Origin of the sequence: Flavobacterium psychrolimnae (assembly GCF_003312425.1) — a bacterium.
Lineage (GTDB): Bacteria > Bacteroidota > Bacteroidia > Flavobacteriales > Flavobacteriaceae > Flavobacterium > Flavobacterium psychrolimnae.
The window spans coordinates 59,239-80,669 of the sequence record NZ_QNUX01000011.1 but is presented as its reverse complement, the minus strand read 5'-3'; the positions used below and the strand labels follow the sequence as shown (position 1 = coordinate 80,669).

Here is a 21,431-nt window from a genome sequence, read left to right as displayed (position 1 = left end):
TATTTATTTCATAATTTTTGGATTTCTGAAAATATATTGGACCAAAAAAACTATCATAAAAACAAAATTAAATTCATAACTAATTAAAAAACAATAACTTAATTTAAAATTTAATTCGATAAATATACTTAAAGTAACGATTGAGATGCGCTTTGTAAAAGCACACGCAGTCCAAGGCTGGTAGCACCTCACTGGATTTGATGTATTTTTGTAATGCCTTAAATGCATTCAAGGCGAATTAAAAGTTGATTTATGAAAAAGTTACATTCCCCAATCCTATTGGTTGTATTTATACTGCTGTTTACCATTGTTTCCTGCAAAAAGAAAGATGGAAATATTGTGGCATCCAATACTCAAACGAGTTTAAATGCGATAGAAGTTGCGTTTGACAGCACGCAAATCAAAACATTCTTTGGAAAATATCCAAAACTGCAGCCGTATCAAGGTGAAGTAGAAAAATTATACCGCAAACATCAGTTTCATTACATCTGGTTTGACAAGGATGGTCTTAATGAATTTGCAGGTTTGCTGTACAGCAAAGTGAATAATTTGAGTAAGGAAGGTGTAGAAACCGTGATTCCGTACAAGGAAAAACTGGATGATATCTATGACAATCCTGAAGAAAATCAGAAAGCAACTATTGACACTGAATTGTTGAGTTCTGCGCTGTACTTTTTTTACGCGGATAAAGTATATGATGGTATCGATGCTCAAAAAACGAAAGATTTAGGTTGGTTTTTACCTCGAAAAAAACAATCGTATGTCAATTATTTAGATTCGTTGTTAATCGACCCTTCGTTAATCAACAAAGAAGAAAAAGGAGTGTTGAAACAATATTATCTGCTTAAAGACGTGTTGCAGGAATACCGCACCTTAGAAAAAAAGGGCGGTTGGAAAACCATTGCATTGGATCCAAATGTAAAATCGTATAAGCCTGGCGACAGCGCCACAGCCATTGCACAAATCAGAACGCGTTTGTTTATCACCAATGATATTTCCAGAGATTCTAAAAGTGCCGTATACGATGACGAATTAGCGACAGGAATTTTAAAATTCAAGAAAAGAAGCGGGAATTCGCTCAACAAAACGATTCTGCCGGAACATATCAAATACATGAATGTTTCTATTGCGGAACGCATCAAAACACTGATGGTGAACATGGAACGTTGTCGTTGGATTTCGAATGACATTACCAAATCTAAAGAATTAATTGTGGTGAATATTCCAGCTTATGAATTAACTTTTTTCCGAGACGGAAAACCAGAATTACATTCCAAAGTGGTGGTGGGAAAAGCAATGCACAAAACCGTAATTTTTAGTGCTCCTATGAAGTACATCGTGTTCAGACCGTATTGGAATGTACCCACCAGTATCCTGAAGAAAGAAATTCTTCCGGCCATTGAAAAGAATCCAAATTACTTGGCCGAACACGACATGGAATGGAAAGACAGCAATGTAAGACAAAGACCCGGACCGGAAAACTCATTGGGATTAGTGAAGTTTTTATTCCCCAATTCGAATGCGATTTATTTGCACGATACACCGTCCAAAAGTCTATTTGGAAAGGAAGACCGAGCTTTTAGTCACGGTTGTATTCGTGTCGCCAAGCCGAAAGAACTGGCCGCCGCGATTATGAAAGATGACAAGAAATGGAATCCTGCTAAAATAGAAACCGCAATGAACGGCGGAGAGGAATATTGGTACGCGCTAAAAAATAAAATTCCGGTATACATTGGTTATTTTACCTCTTGGGTTGACGAGGAAGGCGTGGTTCATTTTTATGAAGATGTTTATAAAAGAGATGAAGCATTGGCAACCTTGCTTTTTGATAAGTAAAAACAGAAGCTCTTTTTCCAGAGAATAACAACAAAAAAAAAATGACACTATCTTATTTAGACAGTGTCATTTTTTTGTTTGCCAAAAGGCAACTATTTAATACGTTTTCTTTTTCTCGAAAGTTGTTTCCAACACTTTTTTGATTTTGTCTAAGGCTCCGTGAAAGGCTTTTTCAGTTGTATCCGCATGATTGGTAACCGCTACCGGTTGCATGTTATTTGGTCTTGCTTCAATCAGGCATCGTTTGTCGTTTACACCACCTTTATCGCTGTTTTCGTCACCAAGATGCACTTCTAAACGGGTTACTTTATCTTCAAAACGCGCTAAAGTCGCTGCTATTTCATCGGCTATATACGCTTTCAAACGTGCGTTTCCTTCTACATTGTTGTCTGTGTTGATTTGTACTGTCATGTTTTTATATATTTAATGTTCTCTTTCAAATTTACCGATTGCGGTATGAAAAACCGAACCAATTAATAAAACATTGGGAAAATATAAGAGAGAATTTGTGGAGTTAAGGAAGGGAATGGATTAACCATTTTCTAAATAATTATAAATGAAGTCATTCTCAGTTTCAAACTCTGAATCAAATTTCATTACAAATCGAGAAGTCAATCTATCAACCCAAATTTCAATTTCTTGTTTTGAATTTATATTGTCCAAAAACTGTAGTTTGGAATTTTCTTCAGAAAAATCATCATCAAAGAACATTGTAACGTCAGCTTTGAAAGTGTCAGCGTAATTCTCTTCTGTTTGATTAAGAAGTTGTTCTAAATATTCGATTTTATCAAGTCGTGTCATTAATATAAAGTTTGAATTAAGTTATCCAATTGACATTTTTGCTGATTCTTTCCAAAGATAATTTGGCATTGGCTCATTAAGTTCCCATTTAATACTCATTGGTTTTGACCCTTCTGTTTCTCTAAAATTAGCTTCTCCTATAAAAACATAACCAAGAGTATTTCCGTTTTCATCATTTGCTTTCTCTCTAACAAAAAGAAGTATTTTTTTATTTTGCTTAATATGATTTATATACGACAATCCTTTGCTGGTTTTGGGTCCATAAGCATTATGTGATTGCCAATGAAATAAAGTTTCGCTAATTGCATAATCGTCATACATTGTTGTTGGAGAAAAATTCTCTTCTGATTTTATCAAATTAATAAAAAGAATTTCTGTGTTTAACTTATCATTAAAGGCTGCTCCTTCTCTATTAGATGATTTTTTTTCAAAAGTACTTAAGCCAAAAGCAACTAATATTTGATCTCTTGTGTAACGAGCATGCAATTTTAAAGGCTGACTGTATGGTAATTGTATATCAATTTCTTTAAATCCAATTTTATCAATCAGCATCTCTAATACTTCAATAATTTCATTGACAAGAATGTTATTTTTACCAATTTGTATTATACTTTTTTCTAAAGAATCAAAACCTCCTGCACTTTGCCAAACATCATAATGCAACATTAACAACATGATTTTTTGATTTTCATTAAAATCATTTATTCTAATATTAAAACCTTGTTTTGCAATCTTTAAAATGAAATTGAAATAACTCGTCGAATTAGTTGACAACCATTTATTACTAATAGCTGAATATATTTGCTTTTCATTTATGTTTTCAAAATCTTCGATTACTCCAGCTCTTTGACATAATCTTGACCAACTATCTTTTTTGTAAATAGTTTCAATTGAAATATGGTTTAACGTTATGAAATTATTTAATGTTAAAGGTAAATTAGTTTGATGTTGGAAATTTATAATTTTGGTTATTAATTGATTTACATTTAAAGATGTCGCCTTTTTTATGTTCTCAAGAATTGTTTCTTTTGTCTTTTTCTCTAAAACTATTGAACAGCCTAAAGGCAAATGCGGAAAATCATCTTCAATTTCTTTTTGAACCGAAGTTGTTGTTTTTCCAATTAACGCTCTAAATTTACTTTCAAAATCATATTCAGGTCTTGAATTTCCAACAAAATCTAGAACTGTCAAACAATCTTTTCCTTCTGACAAACGTAATCCACGTCCTAATTGTTGAAGAAAAACCGTCAAACTTTCTGTTGGCCTTAAAAACAAAACTGTATCAATTTCAGGAATATCTACACCTTCATTAAAAATATCAACAACAAATAAATAATTGAATTCTTTTTTCTTGAATTGTTCTCTAATTCTATCTCGCTCACTAGAATTTTTAGCCGTTAAACATTCTGCTTTTAATCCTGCTAAATTGAATTTTTCAGCCATAAAAGAGGCATGTTCTATTGTCACACAAAATCCAATTGCTCGAACATCATTTATATCATTTGTATACTTATCAAGATTGCTAATTATCTCTCCAACTCGAATATTGTTCTTAGTGTATAAGCTCGTTAATTCACTTGCTACATACTTCCCTTTCTCCCATTTTACATTAGTTAAATCTATACTATCAGTAATACCGAAATATTGAAATGGACTTAATAATTTTTTATTTAATGCTTCGGGAAGTCTAATTTCAGCAGCTATGCGATTACAAAAATCTTCAAGTATATTTTCATTATCCATTCTTTCAGGAGTCGCTGTTAATCCTAATAAAACTTTTGGCTGAAAATAATTTAAAAAAGGTCTATAACTAGACGCGGGTCCATGATGAGCTTCGTCTAAAATTATAAAATCGAAATAATCTGGCGATAGATTTAAATCTTTCAGTCTATTATTTAACGTTTGTACTGAAACAAAAAGATATTCATTAGATTTTGGTTCCATTCCATCAACCCATAAATCTCCAAAATTATTATCTTTTAAAACTCCTTGAAATGTGGCTTTTGCTTGTTGCAAAATTTCTTTTCTATGAGCCACAAAAAGTAACTTTGATGTTTCACTATTACTTCTAAAGTTTTTATAATCAAATGCAGAAATAACTGTTTTTCCAGTTCCTGTAGCGGCTACTATAAGATTTCTATATCTATTATGAACCGTTCTTTCAACTTCTAATTTTTCAAGTATTTCATTTTGATAATGAAACGGTTTTATATCAAAATAAGATGTTGTAAAAGTGTATTCTTTTGAAAACTTGCCCTGTTTTAAAGCTTCGACTAATTTTACAGAATGAATATTTTTATCATATAATTCAAATTCAGTATTTTGCCAGTATGCCTCAAATGTTTTCTTGAATTTATCAATTATATGCCCCACTTCTTTAGTCGTCACTTTTAAATTCCACTCTAAACCATCCGTTAAAGCAGAACGGGAAAAATTAGAAGAACCTATATATGCCGTATGAAAACCTGTGTTTCTTTGAAACAAATAGGCTTTTGCATGTAATCTTTCATTGCCTGTATTGTATGAAACTTTTACTTCTGTATTTTCTAAAGAAGCCAAAAACTCTACCGCTTTAGCATCTGTAGCTCCAATATAAGTTGTTGTAATTACTCTTAATTTTCCTCCTCGACTCGTAAACTCTTTAAGTTCACGCTCTAGAATTCTAATTCCTTTCCATTTGATAAAGGAAACTAATAAGTCAATTCTATCTGAAGATAAAATCTCTTTTCTCAATTCGCTTTCAAGAGTTGTCCCTGAATTTCCACCTGTAAAAAGTTCACTGTGAATCAATCTTGTGTAAGGAGTAATTTCTTTTAAATGCAAATCCAAGTCAGTGAAATGAGCATCCACTTTTGTAAAAACAGCTTTTAGAATTTTACCTTCTGTTTCTATTAGATCATCCTCAAACTCTTCTTTTTTTAGTTCTTCTTTCAGAAATAAAATAATCTTGTTAGCGATTTCTATTTGTGTCTCTACAACATCATCACCCTTAAGTAAAGTGAAAGCATGTTTAATTGTTTTACCGATATGTTGCGATAATAATTGAGCAGCTTCGGCTTTATCAATTGAAGTTTTCTTAACCTGAAAAGTATCTTTATCTAATTCGTTTATTTTATAGTTGATTAGCTTAGTAACTAATTCCTCATACAGTCCTTGGTTCATAATTCGAGTTTTAAAAATTCTTCAACGATTGGCAAATCTGCTTCTGCCCAATCAAGACTTAATAGTTCAACTTTTTCTAATAACTTGTAATCTTTATGCTCTGCCAATCTAATTTCACCATAAATATATTTTGCTATAAAAGGAATTAAATTAATTTTAAAAGTTCCATAATCATAAATAGTGTTTGACAATTTTCTTAAAACTTCTATTTCAATATTTATCTCTTCTTTAATTTCTCTTTTAATACAATCTATTTCAGTCTCATTTTCTTCTAATTTACCACCTGGAAATTCCCATTTTAAAGGCAATTTCATCTTTTCACTGCGTTGAGCAACTAAAATTTTATTCTCAACTAAGATAATAGCACAAGTGACGTTTACAATGTTTGACATTTTATGAATAATTATAAGAAAGTAATATTTAATTTGTACGAAAGATAGTCTGTTTTATATCAATATTAAAAAACTAACTGACAAAAAACGCTACTCTTTCGAATAGCGTTTTTTTTAATATTTATCGATTTATGATGTGATTGCCACGTTCCTCGCAATGACAATAGTCTGAGGAATCAAATGCCCTAGCCCTGATAGAAGTGAAAATCCTTTATTTCCGCCTTTTCGGCGGATATAAAGATTGTAACGGATAGCAGGAAAAAGCTTCTGAAATAAATTCAGAATAAATCCTGAAATAAATTCTGTTATTCCAACTCTGGCAATAACACCACTCCCATGTTGAATAAGGTAAAGGCCTGAATATCGACATTTTCCTGAATGGTTGCTGCTACGGATTTTCCGGCGCCGTGTCCTGCATTGATATCAATACGGATTAGGGTTGGGTTTGTTCCGGTTTGTTTTTCCTGTAATTCGGCAGCAAATTTGAAACTGTGCGCCGGCACTACTCTATCATCGTGATCGCCCGTTGTGACCATGGTTGCCGGGTATTGAATCCCTTTTTGTATGTTGTGTACGGGAGAATATCCCTTGATGTAGTTGAACATTTCCTTGCTGTCCTGCGCAGTTCCGTAATCATACGCCCAACCTGCTCCTGCGGTAAAGGTGTGGTAACGCAACATGTCCATCACGCCCACTGCCGGTAAAGCAACTCGCATCAAATCCGGTCGTTGCGTCATGGTAGCGCCCACGAGCAATCCTCCGTTTGACCCACCACGAATGGCCAGATATTGTGAAGAGGTGTATTTTTGAGCAATCAGATATTCTGCCGCTGCGATGAAATCATCAAATACATTTTGTTTTTGCATTTTGGTTCCGGCATCGTGCCATTTTTTCCCGTATTCGCCACCGCCACGTAAATTAGGCACGGCATAAACGCCTCCGTTTTCCATCCAAACGGCATTGGCAATACTGAAACTTGGTGTCAAACTCACGTTGAATCCTCCGTAACCATAAAGCATCGTTGGATTAGTCCCGTCAAGTTTTAATCCTTTTTTGTGGGTGATAATCATCGGGATTTTGGTTCCGTCTTTAGAAGTATAAAATACTTGTTTAGACTCGTATAGCTCGCTGTCGAAATCTACTTTTGGTTTTTCATACACAGCAGATGTTCCTGTTGCTGGTTCGAATGAAAATATAGAACCCGGCGTAATGTAATTTGTGAAAGAATAATACAATGTTTTCTCTTTTTTCTTTCCGCCAAAACCACCGGCAGTTCCGACGCCAGGCAATTGGATTTCACGCACCAATTTCCCGGAATAATCATATTGTTTCACCACCGAAACGGCATCTTTCATATAATTAGCAAAGAAATATCCGCCACCTGTTGATGGAGACAACACATTTTCCGTTTCTGCAATAAAGTCTTTCCAGTTTTCCGGTTTCGGATTGTTGACATCCACAGTAACGATGCGTTTGTTGGGCGCATTCAAGTCGGTTTCTATGAATAATTTCCCGCCTTCGTTTTCGATGATGTTGTTGTCACTTTTGAAATTATCCACAATCGTCACAATAGGACTGTTGGGCTTTGTCAAATCTTTGATGTACAATTCGTTTCCGTAGGTGGAATTAGACGCTGTGATAACCAAATAACGGTCATCCTCAGTCACGCCACCGCCTACATAACGGCGTTTTTGGTCGGCACCAAAAATTACTTTATCATCTTTTTGTGCGGTTCCTAACTTATGGAAATACAGTTTATGTTGGTCGGTTTTTGCTGATAATTCGCTTCCTTTTGGTTTGTCATAACTGGAGTAGTAGAAACCTTCGTTTCCTTTCCAAGACACGCCACTGAATTTTACATCGACAATCGTATCTTCAATAATTTTTTGGGTAATGGCATCCATAATAATTACTTTTCTCCAGTCGCTTCCGCCTTCTGAAATGGCATAGGCAACTTTAGAACCATCTTTAGAGAAATTTAATCCGCCAAGCGATGTAGTTCCGTCTTTAGAAAAGGTGTTTGGATCCAAGAACACGGTTTCGGTTCCTTTGGCGTCTTTTCTGTACAACACCGATTGGTTTTGCAAACCGTTGTTTTTATAGTAATACGTAAAATCTCCTTCTTTGAAAGGCGCTCCTATTTTTTCGTAATTCCACAGTTTTTCCATTCTTGCTTTTAGCAAATCACGAAACGGAATTTGGGATAAATACCCGTAGGTTACTTCGTTTTGGGCTTTTACCCATGCACCGGTTTCGGCAGATTTGTCGTCTTCAAGCCAGCGGTACGGATCCGGAAGCTTGGTATCGAAATAAACATCAACAGTTTCCCCTTTGGTGGTTACGGGATAAGTTACCTGTTTTGGTTTTTGGTTTTGTCCAAAAGTCGCCATTGCAGAAGATACAGCCATTATTAAAAAAGTTTTTTTCATATGTTGATATTTATTGTTTTTCATCGGTCATATGTAATTTGCATATCATCATTGGTGCTTGCGACCCAATTACCGTCATGCTCATTTCATTAGATTCTGTTTTAGGTTGTTACAAAAATAGGGAAATAGTTATTGTTGTAAAGGTGGGAAAGTCTTAAATAAAACAAAAAAAGCGTTTGGTTTATAAATAGCATTTGGTTTGAATGAGATAGCAACTATTTTTTTTGCCACGAATTGTACGAGTTATAGTTTAGGTTTAAAGTTTAATGAATTTTAAAGCCAGTACAATTGTGTCCGCACTGCGGACGTAATTCAAATATGGCCACAGATGACACGGATTGAACGGATTTAGACTGATTTTACAGCGAGATAGCTCTTTATTGAGATTATCATTTGTGTCCAAACGGTGCGTTATTCACTTTCTTTTCCTTGCTCAAAATTCTGGAGTTCTATATTCACAGCTTCCAACAACTGTTGTTCCGTGGGCAGGTATAATTCATATTGACTGGCAACTATATTTTTCTCGTTTTCCGGCAGCGTAAATTTCACGACTCCGTCATTTTTATTAGCACAAAGCAAAATACCAATAGTTGGATTTTCACGAGGCAGTTTTTCTACTCGATCATAATAATTGACATACATCTGTAGTTGACCTATATCCTGATGCGTAAGTTTATCTGTTTTGATTTCGATAATGACAAAGCATTGTAATATTCGATTATAAAAAACTAAGTCTGCAAAAAATTCATCACCATCAATGTGTATTCTTTTTTGTCTGGCTACAAATGAAAAACCATTTCCCAGTTCCAATAAAAAATCTTGCAAATGAGTAATTATGGCGCTTTCTAAATCCCTTTCATAGTAAGCCGCTTCCCGTTTTAACCCTAGAAATTCCAGATACATCGGGTCTTTTATAATCTCTTTAGCATCTGAAGGCAATTTTTCATTTTTGGCAACTGCTAATACGCTTTCTTTATCATTGCTGATTAAAAGGCGTTCGTATAAACTACTGTTGATTTGACGTTCAAGTTGTCTTGACGTCCAATTATTTTTTACGCTTTCCGCAACATAAAATTCTCTTTTATACTGATTTTCAATTGCCAAAAGGAATTTATATTGTGTCCAACTCAATTGCGTCCGCAGTGCGGACGCAATTGGAAACATTCGGTAAAACTGTCGGTATCTCTCTAATTGCCTCACAGAAAAACCACTTCCATATTCTGGCTGTAATTGTTGCGATAGGAATTTAATTAAGTATGTTCCATAATCTGCACGGTCCTTTCCGTCTTGTTCTTCCTCGAAAATACGTTGCCCAATATACCAATACATTAAAGTTCTTTCATTGTCTACAGCTCTAATTGCTTTGTCTTTCGAAGCTGCTATAATGGCTTTAATATCAGGAATTACAGATTGGTTTTGTAGCATCATTATTTTGAGTTATAAAAATTCATTCGATTCTATATACAATAATACGAAAAAAGCACTGAAATAGTAATCAATGATTTTTGCCCTAAAACTAAAAAAACGCTACTCTTTCGAATAGCGTTTTTTTGTTTTTTTGCTCATGCAAATGAATTACAAATTAAAATTCACACCCAAAACGATGTTTCTTCCAATGTTTGGAATGCCATCCGTTTTTAGACGGGAAAGATGTGCAATGTATCTTTTATCAAATAAATTATTCCCGTTGATGTTAACATCAAAAGCGGTTTTACCCAGTTTTACTGTTCCGCCAAAACCTAAATTCACCAAGTTATAGCCATTTGATTCTGTTTCAAATCCGCTTACATTTTTTTGGTTGAATGTGCTGGAAACATTCAAAGTTGCAAAACCATCTTCTAACCAGTTTTTGATTTTGAATTCGGTTCTAATAGTGTTGTTCCAATTGTTAGCCGGTATTAACGGCAAGTAATCTCCGTTTTCTTTTTCGCCGGTCACAGTTTCAAAACTCGTTTCAAAATGCAACCAATCCAATGGATGTGGGTGAAAATGCAATCCGATTTCGCCTCCATATAATTTGGCGTTATTCTGAATATAATCAAACACCGCATTTTCGTCAATCACTTCTCCTGTTGGCGAAGTGTAGATATAATTGTTGATGTGATTGTAAAATCCGTTGACAAAAAACTCAAAATGATCCGTTTTGTATTCTAAATTTAAATCCGTTTGTACGTTTTGCTCGGTTTCTAAATCGCTATTTCCTACTTCATAGCGATTCGTTCCCTCATGCACTCCATTTGAAGTTAACTCAGCAAGATTTGGCGCTCTAAATCCAGAAGCTACATTCAAACGCAACGTCAAATCATCGGCCAGATTGGTTTTGTAACCCAACGACGCATTAAAACTGTCGTATGATTTATCGATGGCTTCAAAAGAACCTTCTTCTCCTGCAATTCCCTGTGCATCCGTAGTAATATTTCTATTGTCGAAACGCAATCCGGCTTGCAACACATTTGAATTCCACTCATAATTAGCCGTTCCAAAAACACCAAAATCATTTGTAACAGCATCCGGAATTAAATATTCTTCTCCTGAATTTGTGTTGGTTTGATGCATTCCCTGAACTCCCACAATGGTTTCTATTTTTCCCATTTTTGGAAAATGGTATTTTGCATTGTAATTGAATGTCTTCAATTTCATATGTAAAACGGCCACATTGCTGTCTTCAAACTCACTTCGATCATTAGCAACATACCCTAAATCAAGATCTAATTTTGATTTTTCGAAAAAGAAAATATTGTTTAAACTCAATAAATGGTTAAAAACACCTTGTTTTGGAAATCCGGTTTTCTTGCTCGTCGTTTGATCTGCTATGCCATCTTCCGGAATTCCTAAATCCAATTCATTGTAATTGTAACGCAATACACTTGAAAATTTAGCATTGCTGTAGCCAATTCCTGTTTTGAAATCGGTTTCATTGTAACGGGTATTTGTCACTCGGTCACCATCTGCAATTTTATAATCAGAATGCGTGTTGTAACTTCCACGAGCCATGAATTTCCAGTTGTCTGTAGATGTTTTCAAACCCAAAGAAGAACTGCTTCCGGCAGTATTCGAGAAATATTTTTGACTGAAGTTTGCTTTAAAAGTATTCGCATCGGCAAATTTTTCCGGGTTAAAATACAAAACACCACCCAAAGCATCTGAACCGTACAATAAAGAAGCTGGCCCTTTGATTACCTCAACACTTTCTATTCCTGAATCATTCAATCCCAAACCGTGTTCGTCACCAAACTGTTGATTTTCTATTCGAACGCCTTGCGAATACACCAAAACACGATTGCCGCTCAACCCGCGAATTACCGGTTTCCCGATAGAAGTTCCAGTAGAAACCTGAGAAACTCCCGGAATAGTAGCCAATCCTTCGATTAAAGTGGCCGTTCCTTTTCGTTGCAAATTTTTGATGCTTTCATGCTCCACTTTCATGACGTTTTGCGATTGAATTTTGTTGAAAGCCGTAGAGACGATTACTTCGTCCATTTCGAAAATTGCTTCTTCAAGAATAATATCAAGTGTGTTTTCTTTTTGAAGACTGTTTATGGTTTTATTTTGGGTTGCAAATCCTACGAACGTAAAGCTGATTTTTAAGTTTCTATTTGGCAGATTTGAAAACGTATATTTTCCGTTTTCATCTGTTGTGGTTCCTTTATGCAATTCTGATGCATAGACTGAAACACCTTTTATGGGTTGGTTTTTTAAATCGGTTACGGTTCCCGAAAGGGTATTTTGCGCTTGAAGCATCGCCGAAAACCCCAAAAATAGGGCTATTATAAATTTTTTCATTGAAAATGATTGTAGTATCCATTATATCGGCTTTATCCAAAGAAAGTTTACCGAAATTGGAATTATTTAGTAAATAAAAATGCTTCCAACAAAATCAAATTATTGAAGTTGTATGGAAAATAAATTCAACAAAAGCTGAAAAGTATTCAGCCTAAATTATTTACCGGAGGACCTCTGAGGGAATACAAACTGCCTGAAAACGAAATAACCGTTTCCGCTGCAGTAAAAAAATAAGGGATTTCTTCAATAGTGGAGTACAATTGATAGGAGAAATCTTTTGGGGTAATGTAACTTCCAAAAGCAAATTCACAAACATAACAATGCTCTAATTTGTGATGTTGGTGCGTGATTTCAGTACCTGTAACATTGTATTTATGGTGACACTGCTTTTGCGTAAGCTGTTTTTCTAAATGCTCATACGTATGCCAAGACTGGAACAGCATTGAAAACAATACTGTAACAACCAGAGAAAGACTTAGTATGAGTTTATTCTTTTTCATTCGAGCCAAAGGTAATAAAAACAAGAAAAAAAGAAAACCATTTGTGTCACAAAATATATTTTTGCGAAACAAATGGTTTCATTTTAAAAATAAAAATTGATTTACACCAATTTAGCTGCAATCAAATATTCAGCAATTTGGATTGTGTTTGTTGCTGCCCCTTTTCTCAAGTTGTCTGCAACAATCCACATGTTCAATGTGTTTTCCTGGCTTTCGTCACGACGAATTCTACCTACAAAAACGTCATCTTTTCCTTGTGCATACATTGGCATTGGGTACGTATAAGTATCGTTATTATCCTGAACCACTACGCCATCGGTGTGATGCAAAATGTTTCTTACTTCGTTTACGTCAAAATCATTCGAGAATTCTACGTTTACCGCTTCACTGTGTCCGCCCACAATTGGCACACGAACCGCAGTTGCTGTAACGGCAATCGTATTGTCACTTAAGATTTTTTTAGTTTCACGAACCAGTTTCATCTCCTCTTTGGTATATCCATTTTCTTCAAAAGAATCACATTGTGGAATCGCATTTCTGTGAATTGGGTACTTATAAGCCATTTCACCTTGAACACCTGCGTATTCATTTTCCAATTGCTGTACTGCTTTTACACCTGTTCCAGTGATGGATTGGTAAGTAGAAACAATCACACGTTTGATGTTGTATTTTTTGTGCAAAGGAGCCAAGACCAATACCATTTGTATTGTAGAACAGTTAGGATTTGCAATGATTTTATCTGCTGCAGTCAATTCAGATGCATTAATTTCCGGAACGATTAATTTCTTGGTCGGGTCCATTCTCCAAGCCGATGAATTATCTATAACAGTTGTTCCTGCTGCCGCAAATTTTGGAGCCCACTCCAGTGAAGTATCGCCACCCGCAGAGAACAAAGCAATATCTGCTTTCATATCAACTGCCGTTTGCATGCCTACTACTTTATATTTTTTACCCTTGTATTCAATTTCTTTACCCACTGATCGCTCAGAAGCAACCGGAATTAATTCTGTTACAGGGAAATTTCTTTCTGCTAAAACTTTCAACATTACTTCGCCAACCATTCCGGTAGCGCCTACAACTGCTATTCTCATCTTATATTTATATTATTGAATATTAAATTTGAAGTACAAAAGTAAGTAATATTAAAATCAAAACAAGTGACCTCACAAAAAATAACAAAATGTTAAATTTATAACACTTAAATAAAAAACATGAAAAAAGAACGTAAAATTGTTTTAAATACTTGTTTTCTTTTTGAATAGCAAAGCTTGTGAAATAACGTTCTATATAATTTTTGAACCATTACGAAATTAAGAAGATTAAGTTTTAAAGTGCTTTGTAATGTAACTTAATTTCTTGATGGTAAAAAAGCCGATACTGTTTTAGACAAACTTTTAAAGAAAAACCGCTTCGGTTATGAAGCGGTTTAGTCCTGAAATGAATTCAGGATAAATTAAAATATATAATGTAGCGGAATTTACTTTTTCAATAAATCTCTAATCTCAGCAAGCAATTGTTCTTGAGTAGGGCCAGCAGGAGCAGCCACAACAACAACTTCTTTTTTCTTAGCTTTTTCAGCAGCTCTTAAAACCACAAAAATAAAGAAAGCGATAATAACGAAGTTAATAATAGCTTGCACCAAATTTCCATAAGTTATCACCGCAGCTCCTGCAGCTTTAGCAGCAGCTAAGTCAGCATAACTATTACCATCGAGTGTTACGAATTTTTGCGTGAAATCAATCCCACCAGTAAGTAATCCGACGATTGGCATAATTACATCATCCACTGCTGAACCCACTATTTTACCAAAAGCACCACCAATTACAACTGCAGTAGCTAAACTCAATACATCTCCTTTCATTAAAGAAGCCTTAAAATCACCGAAAAATCCCATAATTTTTTTTTTAAATTGTTAAACATTAGAAAACGAAAATAATAAAATTTTAACATACTTTTAATATTTAACATAAAAAACCAAGTTTTATCGATAAAAGACCCGTTTTACACGCTGAGAAACACTAGTAAGGATTTCGTAGGGAATAGTATTTAATTTTTCGGCGATAAAAGATACCGTTGGGTTTTCCCCAAAAATAAGTATTGAATCGCCCTCTTTACATTCGATTCCAGTAACATCAACCATAAGCATGTCCATGCAAATACTGCCAACTATATAGGCTTTGGTGTTTTTTATCATTACAAATCCTAAACCATTTCCCCAGCCTCTAGAAATCCCATCGGCATAGCCAATAGGAATGGTTGCAATTTTTGTTGGTTTTTCAGCTACAAAACGGCGACCATAACCCACGCTTTCACCAGCTGCAATGGTTCTTATTTGTGAAATCACTGATTTCAGCGTACCTACATTTTCGAGTTGTTTTTGTTCCTCGGCGTCATTTGAAACGCCGTACAATCCAATTCCCAATCGCACCATATCGTATTGCGAATCTGAGAAATTACTGATTCCCGATGTGTTTAAGATGTGTCGCAACGGTTTTATTTGTAATTCGGACATCAATTTAGATGACAATTTTTCGAATAAATTAATTTGTGAATGAGCAAAATCCATGAGTTCAAGATCATCACTCGTGGCCATGTGTGACAAAATACTTTTTATTTGAACTGTAGTATTTCCTTTCAGCGCGGCTATCAGTTCATCAATCGTGTTTTCCTCAAAACCCAATCGATGCATTCCCGTATCAAATTTAATATGAATCGGAAAGTGCTCTAAATTTTTCTTTTTCGCTATTTTCAAAAACGCATAAAGTCCTTTCAAGCAGTAAATTTCCGGCTCTAATTGATGTTGGATGATGGCCGAAAAACTCGTATTCTCCGGATTAAGAACCATAATTGGCACCTGAATCCCTCCGTTTTTCAATGAAATACCTTCATCGGCAAAAGCCACTCCTAAATAATCAACCTTATGATATTCCAGTAATTTGGCTATTTCGAGTCCACCATTTCCATAACCAAATGCTTTTACCATCACCATAATTTTCACCTTTGGCTTAAGCTTGGATTTAAAAAAATTCAAGTTGTAACTGATTGCATTCAGGTTGATTTCCAAAACCGTTTCATGTGTTTTCTCTTCTAACAAATACACAATTTCTTCAAACTGGAAGGATCTCGCCCCTTTTATCAAAATGGTTTCATTACCAAAATCCAAGTTTTCAAAATCAGCGACAAATGCAGCAGTATTTTCGAACGTTATACAATTGGTAAATTTATTTTTAAAAGCCGAAATGGTTTCTCCAATACCAATAACACGGTCAATTTTATTGGAAATGATCAACTCGGAAACTTTAGCGTAAAGCGCCTCCGTAGCCAAACCACTTTGGAAAATATCAGACAAAATCACCGTTTTCTTCTTGTATTGTTTTTGACTTTCGAGAAAATCCAATGCAATTTTCAACGACTGAAAGTCCGAGCTGTAACTGTCATCAATAATACTGCAATTATTAATTCCGTTTTTGACTTTCAAGCGCATTTCTACCGGATACAGCAATTCCATTCGGTTTTGAATGGTGGCTGCATCGTATTCAAAATACAGCAAAACCATCAAACAGGAGATGGCATTTTCGACCGAAGCCTCGTCTTGAAACGGTATTTTAATCTCAAAATGGTTCTGCCCAAATTCAATATTCAAAACAGTCTTGTCTAAAACGTTATTTTTGGAAACAAAAACAGATGCACTTTTATCATTGAAACTCCAGGAAAACAAATTGATTTCCGGATTGATAAGAGCATCTATACTTTTATTTTTATGATAAACTAAAACCTCAGCGTGCTCAAAAAGTTTTAATTTTTCGATAATTTTTTCTTCTGTGCTTGCAAACCCTTCATCGTGTGCAGTTCCAATATTCGTAAGAATTCCAATAGTCGGCTTGATAATTTGCTCTAATTTATCCATTTCAGAACGGGTAGAAATACCCGCTTCAAAAATCCCTAAATTGTGTTTTTCATTAATCGCAATCACGGACAGCGGCACTCCAATTTGGGAATTATAACTCTTTGGACTTCGAATAACGTTATAATCAGGACTCAATAAAAAATTGAGCCATTCCTTGACAATCGTTTTACCGTTACTTCCGGTCAGCCCGATAATAGGGAAATCAAAAAGACTGCGATAGTTCGCGGCAAATTGTTGTAAAGCAGCCAATGTATTTTCAACAACATAAAAATTCGCTTTCTCCTTACAATCATCCGGAATATGGGTCACAACAAAGTTTTGAACGCCATTCGCTATTAAATCTTTGATATAAAAATGTGCATCAATGTGAGCGCCAACCAATGCAAAGAACACCGTATGAGGGCCGTTTTGCAACGAACGACTGTCTATAGAAACACTGTCTAAAGTTACATTTTCTTGATTACCAATATATTTGGCGGTGATTCTTTGAAGGCTATTTAGGATTTTTTGACTCATGGAATTAAAAGAGATTGAGATGAATTTCTTTTCTGGAAAATATATTTATTACAGTTCTTACTGCTCTATAACTTCTCCAAAAATACCACTTCTTTTCAAAACGAGAACCTCGATATAATATAATTATCAGCAATTCCGTTTATAAACCATAAAGAAACAACAGAATTATGCTGTACTGTTTTTGACAGATTGCTTATATTTGTTTTTGAAAAAAAAATAACTCTTGAAAAAAATTCTTCCCTTTTTCTCTTATGTTTTCCATCCGATATTCATACCGGTAATGGCTACATTGTTCTATCTTTTTTTTAATGGAACTGAATTTGTGACTCAAGAAAAGTTGTTTGTTTTTTTCCAGATTTTAATAGTAACTATATTTATTCCCGTCCTGGTTTTCCTGCTTTTGCGGGCAACAGGAAATGTTGATTCGGTTATGGTATCCAAAGTGTCACAGCGTAAAATTCCGTTGCTATTACATTGCTTTTTAATCATCTTGCTAGTTCGAAAAAGCATTACCATAGATCGCTATCCCGAACTGCATTTTTTCTTGTTGGGTGGACTTTTGAGTAGTCTCTTAGCACTGATACTATTGTTTGGAAATATAAAAGCGAGCCTTCACATGATTGGCATGAGCTCCTTGACCGTCTTTATAATTGGCTTGAGCATGCATCTGCAAATCCAGAGTACTTTTACTATTGCAGCGTTGATTCTCCTTAACGGAATTGTAGCTTCGTCCCGCCTGGAAATGAATGCACACACTAATAAAGAACTGATTATTGGCTTTATTTTAGGCGCAATCCCTCAGTTACTTTTATTAGTTTTATGGTTATAAAATATAGAATATAATTCCAAAATTCAGTGATTTCATATCAACGGATTCACCATCGACTTTAGCGGATTGAAACAACGGGTTCAAACCATAATATGCATATAAATTTATCGTATTGTACCCAGATGAAATATAGGCACCGTACTGAAATTTATTCAAATCTTTGTTTCCGGTTAGTACTACTTTGCCGGTGCTACCATCAAAAATAGACTTATCATACAACAAATAACTGAACTTTATTCCGGTATAGATACGCCAGAACTTGTGGCTTTGATAGGTCGAAGTTCTCCATCTGAATTCAAGCGGAACATCCACAGAGAGTAGCGAGAATTTATTTTTATTATATTGGGTATCTGAATCAATAATGGTATAAACCGGTGTTTCGGCAGTAGAAGAAATCGCCAGATTCTGATTGTAATTGTTATAAGTAAAACCTACACCGGCAGCAAGAGCAACTCTTCGGTTCTTATTGATGGGCATGTCTCTCAAAAAACCCGCTGAGAATCCTGAAGAAAATTTACTTTGCGAAAAACCCGCAGGCTTATTGGTTAGCGTGTTATATGTTATTGCAAAATAAAATTGATCTTCTCGATACAGAGAATCCACTTTTACGAAGACCGAGTCTTGAGTTGCCGTATTTTCTTGGGAAAAAACATTCAAAACCGATAAAAGAAGAAAACAACTAAGAAAAATTCGCATATTGTTTTGGGTTTAAATTGCTCAATGGTTGTTTAAAACACCTTCTAGGTTTCAATTCTCATTATAACGTTACAAATATAACATTTTGATGGTTTTCTTATAGATAATGGTGACAAATAAACTTTCACAAAATGAATCGATACAAAACCAAAAAATAATTAACATATTGACTCTGCCAAGTTTAATATTTTTCGAATAAATTGCTTGTTAAAAAATTAAAACCAATATTTTTACTTTAAAATATTTTTACGATTACTCAAAAACGTCTTCAAATCAGACTTAAAACAATACAACGATGCAAATTGGAATTATAGGATTAGGAAAAATGGGCTTCAACCTTGCCCTTAATTTACAGCGAAATGGCTACGAAGTAGTAGCCCAAGATGTCAATACTGACTTTGTTACAAAAATTGGTCAGGAAGGAATCACAACCGCACTTTCCGTGAAAGAATTATGTCAAAAATTGAACAATCGAAAAGTGATTTGGTTAATGGTTCCTGCAGGAGAAATTGTAGATGGAGTAATCACTTCATTGCTTCCTTTTTTAGAAAAAAACGATATTATCATTGACGGAGGAAACTCTAACTATAAAGATTCCAAGCGTCGTTATTCACAACTAAAGGAACTTGGTATTGACTTTTTGGATTGTGGAACTTCAGGCGGAACTTCGGGAGCTTTGAATGGCGCTTGTACCATGATAGGCGGAGAACCAGCCGTATTTGATTATGTCGCGCAAGTTTTCAAGGATATTTCTGTTGAAAATGGTCATTTATATACTGGTGCAGCCGGAAGTGGACATTTTACTAAAATGGTTCACAACGGCATCGAATACGGAATGATGCAATCTATTGCTGAAGGTTTCGAAGTTTTTGAGCATTCTGAATTTGACATTGATTTCGAAAAAACAGCCAAACTTTTCAATCACGGTTCCGTGGTGCGCAGTTGGTTAATGGAACTCACCGAAAATGCCTTCTCAAAAGACCCAAAACTAGACAGCATCAAAGGAATCATGCATTCCTCCGGCGAAGGAAAATGGACTCTGGAAACCGCTTTAGATTTAGGTGTTCCAACTCCTGTGATTGCTTTATCGATAATGATGCGCTACCGTTCCCAGATGCAAGATACGTTCTCCGGAAAAGTGGTAGCGGCACTTCGCAATGAATTTGGCGGTCACGCTGTCGAAAAAAATGAATAATTGATTACACAAACTAACCAATTCGAATATCATTTCTAATTTTTCAAATTCAAGTACATGTCAATACTGATCTTAATTGCAAGTATCCTTTTATTACTTGTCTTGATATCCGCAGTAAAACTCAATGCGTTCATCTCCTTAATTATCGCTTCTTTCTTTGTGGGAATTGCCAAAGGCATGCTATTTCCTGACATCCTAAATTCCCTCCAACAAGGAATTGGCAGCACTTTAGGTTCTTTGATTTTGATTATTGCTCTTGGAGTTATATTGGGAAATATCCTTTCAGACAGTGGTGCGGCACAACGAATAAGCTCGGTGATGATTCGGTCTGTTGGAGTGAAACACATCAAATGGGCAATGTTACTTACCGGTTTTGCCGTAGGAATTTCTATGTTTTACAATGCCGGTTTTGTGATTTTGATTCCAATGGTTTTCGCTGTCGCAAAAAGTACGAAGCAGCCTATAATCTATCTTGGAATTGCCATGGCATCTGCACTTTCGGTAACTCACGGTTTTTTGCCACCTCATCCGGGACCTACAGCCATTGCGGTAATTTTCAAGGCTGATATTGGCAAAACGCTGCTATTCGGATTGATAATTGCCATTCCTACTTTATTGATTGCGGGAATTGTGTTCCCAGAGTTTATTAAGAAGATAGTCGCTAATCCACCCAAAGGATTATTCGAAAGTAAAACATTCGCTGAAAACGAAATGCCTTCTTTCATGATCAGTTTTATAACGGCTCTGATTCCTGTTATCTTAATGGCTATGGCAACAATAAGCGAGTTGACCTTACCTGAAATATCTTCTATACGTCAGATTCTTGGATTTATTGGAAGTCCAACCACTTCTATGCTTCTTGCAGTATTGTTTGCAATTGTTTTTTTAGGCATCAATCGCGGTCGAAAGATGCAGGAAATTATGGACAAATCCAGTTCAGCACTGAGTTCCGCCACGATGATTATTATGATTATTGCGGCCGGAGGCGCTTTCAAACAAGTACTGATTGACAGCGGTATTGGTAGTGATTTAGCTGTTTTTTTCGAAACCTCAACACTTTCTCCATTAGTATTGGGCTGGCTTGTGGCAACTATTATCAGGATTGCTCTGGGCTCAGCAACTGTAGCGGGATTAACTGCGGCAGGGATTGTACAACCTTTAGTGATTAGTTCTGGGATAAGTCCAGAATTGATGGTGTTATCAATTGGAGCCGGAAGTTTAATGTGTTCTCATGTGAATGATACGGGATTCTGGATGTTTAAAGAGTATTTCGGAATCAGTATTTCGGATACCTTTAAAACATGGACTGTAATGGAAACAATCATTGGAGTAATGGGATTGATTGGTGTACTATTACTGAATTTACTAGTGGGATAACCCCAATT

General features: G+C 35.3%; 16 protein-coding genes. 4 read left to right on the top strand and 12 right to left on the bottom strand.

The features are described from left to right. Positions 1-252 precede the first annotated feature (252 nt). Entirely contained in the window at positions 253-1,836 is a 1,584-nt protein-coding gene (locus DR980_RS12100) for a L,D-transpeptidase family protein (protein WP_113636506.1), read from the top strand. A gap of 96 nt (positions 1,837-1,932) precedes the next feature. On the opposite strand, the gene DR980_RS12095 is transcribed toward DR980_RS12100, so the two are convergent. The 11 genes from DR980_RS12095 to DR980_RS12045 form a co-directional block, all read right to left on the bottom strand. Continuing rightward, positions 1,933-2,247 carry an HPF/RaiA family ribosome-associated protein gene (locus DR980_RS12095; RefSeq protein ID WP_113636504.1) on the bottom strand — a complete coding sequence of 105 codons (315 nt, stop codon included), beginning with the start codon at positions 2,245-2,247 and terminating at the stop codon, positions 1,933-1,935. 120 nt (positions 2,248-2,367) lie between these two features. Then, positions 2,368-2,637 (bottom strand): hypothetical protein, encoded by a 270-nt coding sequence (locus DR980_RS12090; RefSeq protein ID WP_113636502.1) that lies wholly within the window; start codon positions 2,635-2,637, stop codon positions 2,368-2,370. A gap of 21 nt (positions 2,638-2,658) precedes the next feature. Continuing rightward, complete coding sequence (locus tag DR980_RS12085) at positions 2,659-5,799, bottom strand: DEAD/DEAH box helicase (protein WP_113636500.1); 3,141 nt, start codon at positions 5,797-5,799, stop codon at positions 2,659-2,661. After that, the gene (locus tag DR980_RS12080) at positions 5,796-6,191 is read right to left on the bottom strand and encodes a (deoxy)nucleoside triphosphate pyrophosphohydrolase (protein ID WP_244199298.1); all 396 of its coding nucleotides are present in this window, start codon (positions 6,189-6,191) and stop codon (positions 5,796-5,798) included. Before DR980_RS12080 ends, DR980_RS12085 begins: the two co-directional genes overlap by 4 nt. 305 nt (positions 6,192-6,496) lie before the next feature. After that, a complete protein-coding gene (locus DR980_RS12075; protein ID WP_394335940.1) occupies positions 6,497-8,599 on the bottom strand; it encodes a prolyl oligopeptidase family serine peptidase in 2,103 nt (700 codons plus the stop codon). A 432-nt stretch (positions 8,600-9,031) separates the two neighbouring features. After that, entirely contained in the window at positions 9,032-10,045 is a 1,014-nt protein-coding gene (locus tag DR980_RS12070; RefSeq protein WP_113636596.1) for a PDDEXK nuclease domain-containing protein, read from the bottom strand. A gap of 150 nt (positions 10,046-10,195) precedes the next feature. Continuing rightward, the gene (locus DR980_RS12065; protein WP_113636498.1) at positions 10,196-12,403 is read right to left on the bottom strand and encodes a TonB-dependent receptor; all 2,208 of its coding nucleotides are present in this window, start codon (positions 12,401-12,403) and stop codon (positions 10,196-10,198) included. A 146-nt stretch (positions 12,404-12,549) separates the two neighbouring features. Next, positions 12,550-12,903, bottom strand: a complete 354-nt coding sequence (locus DR980_RS12060) for a hypothetical protein (RefSeq protein ID WP_113636496.1) — start codon at positions 12,901-12,903, stop codon at positions 12,550-12,552. A gap of 101 nt (positions 12,904-13,004) precedes the next feature. Next, the gene (locus DR980_RS12055; RefSeq protein WP_113636494.1) at positions 13,005-13,994 is read right to left on the bottom strand and encodes an aspartate-semialdehyde dehydrogenase; all 990 of its coding nucleotides are present in this window, start codon (positions 13,992-13,994) and stop codon (positions 13,005-13,007) included. Positions 13,995-14,380: 386 nt separating this feature from the next. Further along, positions 14,381-14,797 carry a large conductance mechanosensitive channel protein MscL gene (gene mscL / locus DR980_RS12050; RefSeq protein ID WP_113636492.1) on the bottom strand — a complete coding sequence of 139 codons (417 nt, stop codon included), beginning with the start codon at positions 14,795-14,797 and terminating at the stop codon, positions 14,381-14,383. Positions 14,798-14,884: 87 nt separating this feature from the next. Beyond that, positions 14,885-17,326, bottom strand: coding sequence for a bifunctional UDP-N-acetylmuramoyl-tripeptide:D-alanyl-D-alanine ligase/alanine racemase (locus DR980_RS12045; RefSeq protein WP_113636490.1), 2,442 nt, complete (start codon positions 17,324-17,326; stop codon positions 14,885-14,887). A gap of 223 nt (positions 17,327-17,549) precedes the next feature. On the opposite strand from DR980_RS12045, the gene DR980_RS12040 reads away from it, so the two are divergent. Beyond that, positions 17,550-18,155: a hypothetical protein gene (locus tag DR980_RS12040; RefSeq protein WP_113636488.1), complete on the top strand. Its 606-nt coding sequence runs from the start codon at positions 17,550-17,552 to the stop codon at positions 18,153-18,155. Here the strand turns inward: DR980_RS12040 and DR980_RS12035 are convergent. Continuing rightward, positions 18,150-18,851: a porin family protein gene (locus DR980_RS12035; RefSeq protein ID WP_113636486.1), complete on the bottom strand. Its 702-nt coding sequence runs from the start codon at positions 18,849-18,851 to the stop codon at positions 18,150-18,152. The genes DR980_RS12040 and DR980_RS12035 overlap by 6 nt on opposite strands. A 295-nt stretch (positions 18,852-19,146) precedes the next feature. Between DR980_RS12035 and gnd the strand changes: the two genes are divergently transcribed. Continuing rightward, on the top strand, positions 19,147-20,046 hold the full coding sequence (gene gnd / locus DR980_RS12030) for a phosphogluconate dehydrogenase (NAD(+)-dependent, decarboxylating) (protein ID WP_113636484.1): 900 nt from the start codon (positions 19,147-19,149) through the stop codon (positions 20,044-20,046). A 57-nt stretch (positions 20,047-20,103) separates the two neighbouring features. Then, complete coding sequence (locus DR980_RS12025; RefSeq protein WP_113636482.1) at positions 20,104-21,423, top strand: gluconate:H+ symporter; 1,320 nt, start codon at positions 20,104-20,106, stop codon at positions 21,421-21,423. Positions 21,424-21,431: the final 8 nt, after the last annotated feature.